Origin of the sequence: Priestia sp. YIM B13551 (assembly GCF_042787905.1) — a bacterium.
Lineage (GTDB): Bacteria > Bacillota > Bacilli > Bacillales > Bacillaceae_H > Priestia.
On sequence record NZ_JBHZOX010000001.1, the window covers coordinates 356,015 to 367,537 of the forward strand.

Genomic DNA, 11,523 nt, shown 5'->3' on the forward strand with positions numbered 1-11,523 from the left:
TTATATGAAGTATAAAATGTTTCCTTAATGCAAATTATATGCTAGCAAAGGTTCTTTTGACAATAAAAAAGTTTAGCAAAAAATATAGATCATCTTCAGCTGTTTTTTTATCCCGTTTGGCACAATTCTTTAAATGCACAGCCGTGACAGGAGGCAGGCGTATCTGTTTGAGGGAAATGCTCAAACGGAAGAGGCTGATTTACCTCTGAGTCTTCCAAAAAAGTTTTCATATAATCAATGCTTGTATCAACTTGCTGAAGAACAGCTTCAATTTCGTGAAGAGTAAGCTGATACGTACGCGCACTGCCTGAAAGCAAGTATTCGTTTCGGACTTTTATCTGATCAACGGAAATATTATATTCAGCTAGCACGTAGAGGGCGTATATCGCCAGTTGAAACAAATCATCTTTTGTTTGTTTACTTATTTTCCAATCAACAATCGTAAATTCGTCTGTGACTGGATTTTTAAAAAGAGAATGAAAAGGCGCATATACTTTATGATCATACACATTTATAGAACGAAACGACTGATGAGGCTCCACTTCTAAAAAAGGTGAAGATACGATGTCGCAAAAAGATTTACTTTGTAAAAAGTGATGTACACAAATGTGTACCCGTTTTTGCATGTCTTTAAGGTCTTTTTTAGAAATATAGCCGTTTTCGTAGAATTCTAAAAGCATCTTATACTGAGCAGGCTTATGATACCAAAGCTCTCCATAGTCAGTAGAATCACGCAGTGCGTTATTTAGTAGCTGCTGCACTTTCTCCGCTAAGTTCCGTTCATTTGGGACAAGCTTTGTAGATGTATAGTCAGAAATGGCCTCTGTAATCACTTGACGCACGGCTTGTCCGGCGTACATAGATAAAGTGGAAACCTTTTTTAAACGATAAGCGCTCTGAGACTGCGCAGAAGCGCTGTCAAGCCATCCGTTATGTGAGACATAATAATGATATGCATACTTTCGGTTGCACTGTGTGACCATTTTATGTCTGGAGTACGACCATGAAAATTCAGGGAAATCAGTGATTTGAAACAAGCTATTCACATCCTTTTTCAAAAACTGCGTATAGGTTGGTCTATTAGTATATTCGTACATGAGTTAAAATAGACTGAAAATGTAGAGAGTGAATAGCTACGCATGCATATTATTTTGTGGATTCTCGCGAAATATGTATAAATAGAAAAACTATTTAAAAATTGATTGCTTTTTTCTGTGGCGGATGTTATATTAATAAAGCGATGAGCTAATTTGTGTAAGTCGAAGGACATGCTTTCGAGCTAAACGTGTGAATGTGGTCACACGGTCCCCGCCACAAACGCATCAAAGACGTCCTACGTGGACGTCTTTTTCATTTTATAAAAAAGAGAGCTTATGCTCTCTTTTTTTGTGTGAGATTATTTACTGAAGAAGTTAGGGTTTTTATTTGAATGCTTCACTATATTTTTAATACTTCTTTTTCACCGTTTTTTATTCCATACATCGTTTCCTACTTGCAACAAGAGTTTTCTTATCCGATTTTCTCGACCAAACGTAAATATATAAAAACTTACTGTATTTGCACATTTGCCGCATATTGCATTGTTCCTCTTGTAGAGTTAATCGCAATATCAACAACGTACAAACCTTGATTTTTAGGAACCTTAAATTCATTATTTTTGACAAACAGCTTGGTTTTTTCACCGTTATCTCTCCATATATGCACACTCACACTACGAATATAAGCACCGTCTAAGTTCGAAAAATGGAGCTTAACCAATTGTTGCTGCTGCAATGGGATACTTTTTTGCTGCGATATGTATGTATATAAATCATATACATTTATTTCTTTTTTTGTTGTTGAACGGCCGTTTGACCAGTTAATAGAACCTTTGTGAAGGTGATAGGTATGTTCGTTGACCGCAAGCGCAGCTTCAGGTTTGTTTTGATCGTATTCTTCCTCTAGAAAGAAAGCACTGTTCTTAAGTAAAAGTAAGAAGAACACTATAACAGCTCCTAGACCGCTTAAGACATATACACCACATTTTGCGGATTGTACTTTCATAATAATTTCCTTTCATAGACCAATAATTAAGGAGGATATGTACATAAAATTTCCACTTTTTCTATTTTAAACGATTACAAGTAAAATTACATTTATTGCTTTCTTTCTTCATGAAAAACAGGATAATAGTCATATGTTTTCTATAAAAGGTCTCCTTAGATCAAAATCAAACCCATAGAAAAGGAAGATAAATGGAAATTAAAAGAGGGAATCTAAAAAATTTACAGAAGTTGATAAGTGATTTAAAATTATACAGAGGAAAAAAGTATTTCAAAAAAGGGAGATTAGTAGGTTTTTTGTTCTACTTCCGCTTCTTAAAAAGTCGTATTTTTCGTAAGAAACTGTAAAGCTATATTTTATAAAGGTGAACCAATACATATACAAACAAAAGGGACACACAAAAAGGGGGATCAGCATGCAAATTAGAGAACTAGAATTACATGATGCTGCAAACTTTGTAGATTTGCTTAAACAGATTGAAGAAGAAAGTAAGTTTATGCTGTTTGAAAGCGGAGAGCGAAAGCTGAGCACAGATCAGCAGGAGAAAAACATCGAAATCTTTAAGCAGCAGCCAAACTCTACGATTATTGTAGCAGAAGAAAACGAGATGCTTGTGGGATATATAGCTGCAACAGGGGGGGAAGCTAACCGAAACGCTCACATCGCTTCTCTAACATTAGGTATTCGAAAGACGTTTCAAAATCAAGGGATTGGGACAGCTTTAATCGGTGCACTTGAAGAATGGGCGAGAGAACACCGTATTCATCGTCTTGAACTGACAGTCGCTATACAGCATGAAAAGGCTCTTTCTTTATATGACAAAGTAGGATTTGAAATTGAAGGAACAAAAAAACATTCACTCCGAATTGGCGGTTTGTTTATTGATGAGTACTATATGTCTAAATTGCTCAACTAAAAAAGAAACGACGTTTAAAGACGCCGTTTCTTTTTTTAGCTTCCTCTATAAATTTGGTATCCCCACGGTGACACAAGCAAAGGGACGTGATAATGTTCTTGTTCAGAAGACAATCCGACTCGAACAGAAACCTGATTTAAAAAGGGGGGATTTGTTGTTTGGACCTCTTGTTTTTTATAATATTCCCCAATATGAAACAGAAGTTCATAATCTCCTGATTCAAACGCTTCAGAAGAGAAGAGCGGAGTTACTAACCTCCCGTCTTCATTTGTAGTACCGTGTGAAATTTTTATTCGTTTACTTTCCGACTGAATATGATAAAAATCAACTTTGACAAAAGCAGCCGGACATCCGTGGGTAAGATCTAAAATATGCGTTGTGATTTTAGTCATGCTCGTTTCTTTGTCTCCTTATCTTCAGTAATTTTATCAGTTAAGCGAAAGAAAGCAATTTTATATACTTCTTCTAACGCTGTATCAAACTCTGTTTGCTCGGTATTTAGTAAACGACTTTGCATTGCCTCGTAGATATCTTCTTTTTGTTTGCCTCGTACTGCCAAAATAAAAGGAAAAGGAAACTTCTCCATATACGTTCCATTGAGAGAAGAAAACTGTTCATACTCATCTTGCGTTAAGTTTTGTAAGCCTGCTTTGGTTTGTTCTTCAGTAGAAGCAGATGTCATGGCAATATTTTCACCTAGATTTGGATGAGCTTGCAGCAGCTGCAGCTGTTTTTCTACAGATGCTTGCGCTACAATTTCTTTCATCATGGCATGAAGTTGTTCAACGGAAGAGAAAGGGCCTTTAGAATAAGCCTCTTCTGCAACCCAAGGTGAATGTTCAAATAGATCACCAACTAGTGAAACAAAATGCTGCTTGCTAAGCTGATTTACATACTGTACGGATACGTTATTCATACTACACCACCTTTATTTTATTTCTGAATAATCTGTCTTCTCCAAAGAGACAGAAGGTACTTTTCGTTCAATTGATGCGTTAAAAAAGAGATTTAATAAAATGGCAGCCAAACTTCCCGTAATAACTCCATCACTTACAATTACGCGCAAAGCATTTGGGAGCTGAGCGAATAAATCAGGTACCACCGTTACACCAAGGCCGAGTGAAAGAGAGCACGCAATAATCAGCAAATTTTCTTGTTTGGACAAATCAACAGCACTTAGCATTTTGATGCCTGATGAAATAACTAAACCAAACAACACGACCATTGCTCCTCCTAAAACAGGGGTGGGAATAATGGTTGTAAAAGCAGCTATTTTCGGAACAAGCCCCAGTAATATGAGAATGAAGCCGGCTACTACCACTACATTTTTTGTTTTCACTTTCGATAATTGAACCAGTCCTACATTCTGAGCGAATGTATTGTAAGGGAAAGCATTAAATAGCCCTCCAAGAACAATGGCGATTCCTTCGGCACGGTAGCCTTTTGTAAAATCCTTTTCCGTTAATTCCCGATCACACAGCTTTCCTAACGCTAAAAATACGCCTGTAGACTCAATAATAATGACCAAGCATACGAGAATCATTGTTAAAATAGGGCCGATTTCAAAAGTAGGCATCCCAAAATAAAAAGGAGTGGGAACGTGCAGCCAAGAAGCTTCATTAAAATTAGTGAAATCAACTTTTCCCATTAATACAGCGGCTATTGTTCCGGCTACAATTCCAATCAACACAGAAAGAGAACGAAGAAAACCGCTGAAAAATCGATTTAAAATTAAAATAAGCGCTAGAACACCAAAAGAAAGAAGAAGATTAGAAAGAGAACCAAAATCTTTGCTTCCCACTCCTCCTGCCATATTTCGGACAGCGGATGGTACAAGCGATAAACCAATCATCGTCACAACCGTTCCGGTGACAACGGGAGGGAAAAATTTAATAATTTTGCCTAAAAAACTTGCTGCCAGTACGATGAAAATACCACCGGCAATAATCGCTCCGTAAACAGCGCTAATTCCATATTGAGTTCCAATTGCAATCATAGGAGTCACCGCTACAAATGAGCTTCCGAGTACAACAGGAAGACCAATACCAAACCACCTGTTCGTCCATGCCTGCAGCAGCGTAGCTAGTCCGCATGTTAGTAAATCAATAGCCACAAGATAGGATAAGTCATGGGCATTTAAATTCAATGCGCGCCCCACCATCAGCGGAACGAGAATGGCACCCGCATACATAGCAAGTACGTGCTGTAATCCCAATGAAGCTAGTCGAAACGGTCGATTTTGGTTATTCACCTAAAAACCTCCTTTAATTATATCACATGTAATGTAAATAAATATTACATTTATAATGATACATTAATAGTAAAATGTTTTTTAAGGGATGTCATTAGTTAAGTTGACTAAAAACAGAGGATTCGATATCTACTTTTTTACAATATATAGAGAAGTAGGTAAGCTATCGTGTAAAAAGATGTTACATTAATTTTTAGTATCAACTCTTAATAGTAAGTGATATAATTTTTGTATATATTTTCAAATAATAGAGGGAAGAAGAAATGTTTATGTATAATCTTGCGGCTCACACGTATGTAAATTTTTATTAAAAAGAAGAGGTAAGCTTTACATAAGGAATAAAGAGTCTTTACCAACAAACACAGGTTTTGTGATCGCTTGTTCGCATAAGGGATGGGTAGACGTTGTAGCGCTTGGTGCGGCTATTTTGCCTCACCAAATTCATTTTATGGCAAAAAAGGAGCTTTTTAATCATATACTCACTAGTAATGTGTTAAAAAAACTCAACGCATTCCCAGTAGATCGTAACAACCCGGGACCCAGCAGCATTAAAACACCTATTAAATTAGCAAAAGAAGGACATATCGTCGGGATTTTTCCTAGAGGCACGCGAACAGAGGAAGACGTTCCCTTAAAAAGAGGAGCAGTCACTATAGGGAGTATAGCAAAGGTTCCTATTGTACCCGCGGTTTACAAAGGACCCGCAAATGTAAAAGAACTATTTTCGAAGGTTCCTATTGTTATCTCCTTTGGAAAACCTATCTACCTTGGAGAAGATAAACTGACAAAAGATCGCCTTGCCGACGTGTCAAACCATTTAACAGCTTCAATTCGTGCGTTAGAGGAAACAGCAAGATAACTTCATAGCGGAGGTGCATCATGAAGGATTGGGTACAGAGAAAGTTAAACAATGTAATTAGTGATGATGTGCAGGCAAAAATGAAAGAAAAGATGGCTGAAAGTGGCGTAACCGTTCCTATATCCGCTTCTATGCTCATGCGAATTTTTCAAAAGCAAATGACAAAGCAAGATCAAATTCAGCAATTCTCTATTTCATTTCAAGACTCCTATATTCACGTGAATGGAATTATTAAAAAATTTCTGGTGAGAATTCCATTTTCCATTGTGCTAGAACCTCTTGAGGCAAAAGAACGTACGCTTCTATTCAAAATCCATGAAATGAAACCTCTTAATCAAAATTGGATCAACTATCGAATTTTTCACAAGCCGCCTGTTACTACGTATGAAGAAAAACAAATTCATATCAATCTCAATGAAATTGATAAAGTGAAGGTCATTCCAGTAGGGAAAATCAAACAATTTTCAATACAAGATGAAAAGCTTCGAGTGAAAATTGGTTTATAAATAGTTATAAATAAAATGTAGAAATAGTTTTTTTAGAAAGAAAACCTTTTCAATTCAGCACTTAATTCGATTAGGTGCTATTTCTTTATAATTTTTATAAAATTTTTAGAATTTTTCGTCTCTAACTATTGTGACACTCTTCCCTAAAGTTGTACAATGTAACTTATATAGAGGTTTAAGCGAAAAACCCGTAAATATAAAGAGCAAGGAGAAACAACTATGACAACTTATTCAATCGATGTAACACTAAGTCAAACAAAAAAAGAAAAGCCGCAATCTGATCAATTGCAATTCGGGAAAGTCTTTACGGACCATATGTTCATTATGGATTATACAGAAGGCCAAGGATGGCACGATGCTCGTATTGTCCCTTATCAACCTATCACATTAGATCCGGCATCCATGATCTTTCATTACGGGCAGTCTGTTTTTGAAGGACTAAAAGCATATGTAACAAAAAAAGAGCAAGTATTATTATTTAGACCAGATGAGAACTTCAAACGTTTAAATAAATCAAACGATCGTCTTTGTATTCCTCATGTTGATGAAAACTTAGCGCTAGAAGCGTTAAAGCAGCTGATTAAAATTGACCGCGAATGGATTCCTACTGCTGAAGGTACATCACTATACATTCGCCCGTTTGTCATCGCAACAGAGCCTTACTTAGGAGTAGCGCCATCTGACCGCTATCAATTTATCATTATTCTTTCTCCAGTTGGTTCATATTACAAAGAAGGGATTGCTCCTGTAAAAATTGCGGTTGAAAGCGAATTTGTTCGTGCTGTAGCCGGAGGGACAGGGACAGCTAAAACAGGCGGAAACTATGCTTCAAGCTTAAAAGCTCAGCAGCTTTCTGACTCAAAAGGCTATTCACAAGTACTGTGGTTAGACGGAGTTGAACGCAAGTACATTGAAGAAGTAGGAAGCATGAATATTTTCTTCAAAATCGATGGAGAAGTAGTAACGCCATCTGTGAACGGAAGCATTTTGGAAGGAATTACGCGTAAATCTATCATTGAGCTGCTAAAACACTGGGATATGCCTGTAACTGAGCGCCGTATTTCTATGGAAGAAATTAAGCAAGCTTATTCCGAAGGCAAACTAGAAGAGGCATTTGGAACAGGTACAGCTGCAGTTATTTCTCCAATTGGCGAACTATTTTGGAATAACGAGAAAATGGTCATCAACGATGGAAACACAGGAGAAGTATCACAAAAACTGTATGACACTCTAACAGGTATTCAAAGTGGTACAGTGGAAGACCCATTCGGCTGGGCAGTGGAAGTAGAATAAATTTCGGTAGTCGAATATCTTTTTACGTAAAAGAAGCGGACAGCTCCCGCTTCTTTTTTTATTGCCGAATAGTCCAAAAGAAACAAGTTATTTTTTGAATATTTAGAACTAATTATATACTTTTGTTGTAAAATAAAATATAATTTTCCTTATAAAAGCAATACTTTGTCTTTATTGAAATTCACAGCATTACTTATTCGTTATAAGGGGGAACAAAATGCTTTTTTTATCACATGATGAAAAAATTAAACAGCTGGCTTCACACTTAGCTGAACGACTCGAAAGAGAATTAAGCCAAGAAACCTCAGATGAACAAATGCACGTGCTCATCGGCTATTTGTTTGCTTCTCATTTAATCGAGCACCGTCCTACGGGTTATTACGTAAGGTCTCAATACCCTGAGCAGCTAAAAGATTTATATGAAACTTTACACGTCCATCAATAAATTATCTCTTCCTCTTTTGTCCTATATCGTGTAGAATTTTAGAAAATATATGATTTTCTAGTTGATGGCAGAGCTAGGATATAGCGAGGTGTGGCATTTACCTTTAAATGATTAAGTAATGGCTTTAGAGGTGAATAATGTTAGCGCAGATCAAAGAAATGAGTTTAGATAAAAATCGTCGTAATCCACATTACCGCGTATTGTTGCAGTGTCCAGACGGGAGTGAACTATTCATTCACTTTAATTATACATACCGATCAAAAACATATTGGTCAAGAGATGTATATTACAACAATGTTCATAAAAAATCTCAGCTTGCTTGGTATACCCAAAGCGTAGAAGGAATGACGGCTCAGCAGTTTCTTGAAGAGCTAGGAGCCAAAGTAAATGAACATTTCGATTTTACACTGCGACGATAACTAAAAAAAGCACCCCTTATGAAGGGGTGCTTTTTTTGGTTGTTTTACACAAATAAGGACAGAATAATGTATATTCTCTTTTTTTGAAATGAAAGGCGGAATGTTCATGGCGCAAATTGTAATGTGGGTGTTTTTTATCGGTCCTTGGCTATTGCTTTTTGCAGTGGATAAAGAGCGAGTGAAGCGGTATATGGCTGTATCACTATTTGGAGTGGTATTGTTAACGATGGTTTTTCAAATTGCAGATGGCTTTAACTGGTGGGAAGTGAATAAAACTCTTTTTTTTCTTCGTTAATATGACGCCTTTTCCTTTTGGCATATTTATAATAGGCACGCTTTTTATTTTACCTATCCTGACTTTTGGATGTTTATGATTATCAATGCAGCATTTGATTTGTTTCAAGCATTTGTTATGAATCCTATTTTTGAAAAGCTAAATATTTATACACTGAAGGAAATGAATCATTTTTTATTATTTGTACTAATGATGGTTGTTGCTGTTCTACTTTTTCTTTATCAAAAGTGGCAAGATACTGCGTTTAAGTTATCTATCAAGTAATAGAGAGACGGGTTGTGTTTTATCGCTAACTTTTATATAATGAACGTATAAAACCCTCTATTTATATCGGAAATAGAGGTGTTTTTACTATGAAAAAGATACAAAATCGCAAAATATCTGCGGATGAATATCATTTTTCGCAAAAAAATTAAAATAATGTAAAAGTTTATGTTAAAATGGCAATGTTGCGTGAACGAATTAACTAAATTTACGCAAGAATGCTATTTACATACGTAAGAAGGAGAGAGATTTAAGATGGCAAAGACGTTAATTTTTGGACATAAAAATCCTGACACAGATACAATCTGTTCTGCAATTGCATACGCTGATTTAAAGAATAAATTAGGTGTAGACGCTGAACCAGTTCGATTAGGCGATATTAACGGTGAAACGCAATTTGCTCTTGAAAAGTTCAACGCTGAACTACCACGTTTCGTTGATGAAGTATCTAAAGAAACAAATGAAGTTATTTTAGTGGACCACAACGAACGCCAACAAAGTGCAAACGATATTGATCAAGTTCGTGTGCTTGAAGTAATTGATCATCACCGTATTGCTAACTTTGAAACAGCAGATCCTTTATACTATCGTGCAGAGCCAGTTGGATGTACGGCAACGATCTTAAACAAGATGTATAAAGAAAACGGCGTAGAAATCGAACCTAACATCGCAGGTCTTATGCTATCAGCTATCATTTCTGATTCTTTATTATTCAAATCACCAACTTGCACAGACCAGGACGTTGCAGCTGCTAAAGAATTAGCGGAAATTGCAGGCGTAGATGCAGAAGAGTACGGATTAGCAATGCTGAAAGCTGGAGCTGACTTAGGCGATAAAACAGCTTCACAATTAATTTCATTAGATGCTAAAGAATTCAGCATGGGTACAAGCAAAGTAGAAATTGCACAAGTGAATGCAATTGACGTAAACGACGTTTTAGTGCGCAAAGTTGAATTGGAAGAAGCTATTACTAAAACAATCGAAGAAAAAGGATTACAATTATTCCTTTTAGTTGTTACAGATATTTTAAACAGCAACTCTACTGCATTAGCATTAGGTTCTGCTGCTTCAAAAGTAGAAGAAGCATACAACGTAACGCTTGAAAACAATACAGCTGTCTTAGAAGGCGTTGTATCACGTAAAAAACAAGTAGTGCCTGTATTAACATCTGTATTTGCTTAATAAAAAAAACGGTTCGTGTCTAGACACGAACCGTTTTTTTGTCCATTTGCACGTCAAGCCAATTTAGTATATCTTCTATCACTTCATCTTTATTTAATTCATTAAGCAACTCATGACGGCACTGTGTAAAAAAGCGGTAGCTTACGTCCTGCAATCCGGCTTTTTTAAAGTCGTTATATACTTTGAGTACCCCTTTTGTATAGCTGCCTACTGGATCATGTTCTCCAGATATTAAATAAACAGGCAGGTTTGATGGTACTAGCTTTATATTAGCTAAGTTAGAGATTTGTTTGATTCCTGTTAATAAGTCATAGAAAAATCCCGCTGTGAAAACTCCTCCGCAGTAAGGGTCATTTACATATAAATCTACAGCCTCATTATCTTGACTTAACCAGTCAAAAGGTGTTCGAGCAGGATGAAAGGATTTGTTATACTGTCCAAAAGAAAGTTTATCAAGCAATGGACTAGCAGATCGTAATCCTTTTCTTTTTTTCTCTATTGTCGCAGCTAATATGCCGCCCTTCAGTGAAAGGGAAGGAATGCTGCCAGTACCTGAGAGCATCACACCATGAATGTGCTCTGTATTCAATTGAATATATCTTCTCGTTAGAAAAGAACCCATGCTGTGACCGAAAAGAAAGATTGGTAGACCGGAGTGTTCCGTTGAAATGTGCTTAGTCAGAGCAATCATGTCGTAAACTACGGTGTCAAAACCATTTTCTTCAGCAAAAAAACGCTTTTCTTCATCTTTTAAAGCTGTTTGACCGTGACCGCGGTGATCATTTCCATATACGATGTAGCCATGTTGAGTTAATACATTAGCAAAGTATTCGTAGCGTCCAATATGTTCGGCCATCCCATGGGCTATTTGAACAACGCCTTTTGCAGAATTGTTTTCAACATCCCATTTTTGTGCAAATATTTCTTTTTCCTGATGACCTCTGTAATAAAAGGATTGTTTCATGCTCAGCATCCACCTTCCGCTCCCTTGTAAAATAAGGGATATATGTATATATTATACTAATTTATGCAGGTGATTTTACTATTTTG

Annotated in this window: 15 protein-coding genes; 9 read left to right on the forward strand and 6 right to left on the reverse strand. The window is 36.5% G+C overall.

Going from position 1 to position 11,523, the window contains the following annotated elements:
• Window positions 1–107: 107 nt before the first annotated feature.
• Together ACFX4N_RS01865 and ACFX4N_RS01870 are read right to left on the reverse strand one after the other, a co-directional pair.
• Window positions 108–1,097: a PD-(D/E)XK nuclease family protein gene (locus ACFX4N_RS01865; RefSeq protein WP_377260740.1), complete on the reverse strand. Its 990-nt coding sequence runs from the start codon at window positions 1,095–1,097 to the stop codon at window positions 108–110.
• 451 nt (window positions 1,098–1,548) lie between these two features.
• Window positions 1,549–2,043 carry a hypothetical protein gene (locus ACFX4N_RS01870; RefSeq protein ID WP_013057217.1) on the reverse strand — a complete coding sequence of 165 codons (495 nt, stop codon included), beginning with the start codon at window positions 2,041–2,043 and terminating at the stop codon, window positions 1,549–1,551.
• A gap of 415 nt (window positions 2,044–2,458) precedes the next feature.
• On the opposite strand from ACFX4N_RS01870, the gene ACFX4N_RS01875 reads away from it, so the two are divergent.
• Window positions 2,459–2,959, forward strand: a complete 501-nt coding sequence (locus tag ACFX4N_RS01875; RefSeq protein ID WP_029321993.1) for a GNAT family N-acetyltransferase — start codon at window positions 2,459–2,461, stop codon at window positions 2,957–2,959.
• 35 nt (window positions 2,960–2,994) lie between these two features.
• Here ACFX4N_RS01875 and uraH read toward each other — a convergent pair whose 3' ends face one another.
• The 3 genes from uraH to ACFX4N_RS01890 are packed head-to-tail and all read right to left on the reverse strand — an operon-like array spanning window position 2,995 to window position 5,210.
• Entirely contained in the window at window positions 2,995–3,351 is a 357-nt protein-coding gene (uraH, locus tag ACFX4N_RS01880; protein WP_013057215.1) for a hydroxyisourate hydrolase, read from the reverse strand.
• Window positions 3,348–3,875: a 2-oxo-4-hydroxy-4-carboxy-5-ureidoimidazoline decarboxylase gene (gene uraD / locus ACFX4N_RS01885; protein WP_098548397.1), complete on the reverse strand. Its 528-nt coding sequence runs from the start codon at window positions 3,873–3,875 to the stop codon at window positions 3,348–3,350. Before uraD ends, uraH begins: the two co-directional genes overlap by 4 nt.
• A 12-nt stretch (window positions 3,876–3,887) precedes the next feature.
• The gene (locus tag ACFX4N_RS01890) at window positions 3,888–5,210 is read right to left on the reverse strand and encodes a nucleobase:cation symporter-2 family protein (RefSeq protein ID WP_013057213.1); all 1,323 of its coding nucleotides are present in this window, start codon (window positions 5,208–5,210) and stop codon (window positions 3,888–3,890) included.
• Between the two features lie 331 nt (window positions 5,211–5,541).
• Here ACFX4N_RS01890 and ACFX4N_RS01895 point away from each other — a divergent pair, with 331 nt between their 5' ends.
• The 8 genes from ACFX4N_RS01895 (at window position 5,542) to ACFX4N_RS01930 (ending at window position 10,473) form a co-directional block, all read left to right on the forward strand.
• Window positions 5,542–6,069, forward strand: a complete 528-nt coding sequence (locus ACFX4N_RS01895) for a lysophospholipid acyltransferase family protein (RefSeq protein ID WP_057273250.1) — start codon at window positions 5,542–5,544, stop codon at window positions 6,067–6,069.
• A 20-nt stretch (window positions 6,070–6,089) separates the two neighbouring features.
• A complete protein-coding gene (locus ACFX4N_RS01900; RefSeq protein ID WP_057273249.1) occupies window positions 6,090–6,575 on the forward strand; it encodes a hypothetical protein in 486 nt (161 codons plus the stop codon).
• A 219-nt stretch (window positions 6,576–6,794) separates the two neighbouring features.
• The gene (locus tag ACFX4N_RS01905) at window positions 6,795–7,868 is read left to right on the forward strand and encodes a branched-chain amino acid aminotransferase (RefSeq protein WP_328142954.1); all 1,074 of its coding nucleotides are present in this window, start codon (window positions 6,795–6,797) and stop codon (window positions 7,866–7,868) included.
• 217 nt (window positions 7,869–8,085) lie between these two features.
• Window positions 8,086–8,313: a hypothetical protein gene (locus ACFX4N_RS01910; RefSeq protein ID WP_029321985.1), complete on the forward strand. Its 228-nt coding sequence runs from the start codon at window positions 8,086–8,088 to the stop codon at window positions 8,311–8,313.
• A gap of 137 nt (window positions 8,314–8,450) precedes the next feature.
• Complete coding sequence (locus tag ACFX4N_RS01915; RefSeq protein WP_029321983.1) at window positions 8,451–8,732, forward strand: hypothetical protein; 282 nt, start codon at window positions 8,451–8,453, stop codon at window positions 8,730–8,732.
• A gap of 106 nt (window positions 8,733–8,838) precedes the next feature.
• Window positions 8,839–9,027 (forward strand): hypothetical protein, encoded by a 189-nt coding sequence (locus tag ACFX4N_RS01920; protein ID WP_244659688.1) that lies wholly within the window; start codon window positions 8,839–8,841, stop codon window positions 9,025–9,027.
• 75 nt (window positions 9,028–9,102) lie between these two features.
• Complete coding sequence (locus ACFX4N_RS01925; protein ID WP_223272358.1) at window positions 9,103–9,291, forward strand: hypothetical protein; 189 nt, start codon at window positions 9,103–9,105, stop codon at window positions 9,289–9,291.
• Between the two features lie 255 nt (window positions 9,292–9,546).
• A complete protein-coding gene (locus tag ACFX4N_RS01930) occupies window positions 9,547–10,473 on the forward strand; it encodes a manganese-dependent inorganic pyrophosphatase (protein ID WP_013057209.1) in 927 nt (308 codons plus the stop codon).
• Window positions 10,474–10,492: 19 nt separating this feature from the next.
• On the opposite strand, the gene ACFX4N_RS01935 is transcribed toward ACFX4N_RS01930, so the two are convergent.
• Window positions 10,493–11,437: an alpha/beta hydrolase gene (locus ACFX4N_RS01935; RefSeq protein WP_029321980.1), complete on the reverse strand. Its 945-nt coding sequence runs from the start codon at window positions 11,435–11,437 to the stop codon at window positions 10,493–10,495.
• Window positions 11,438–11,523 lie beyond the last annotated feature (86 nt).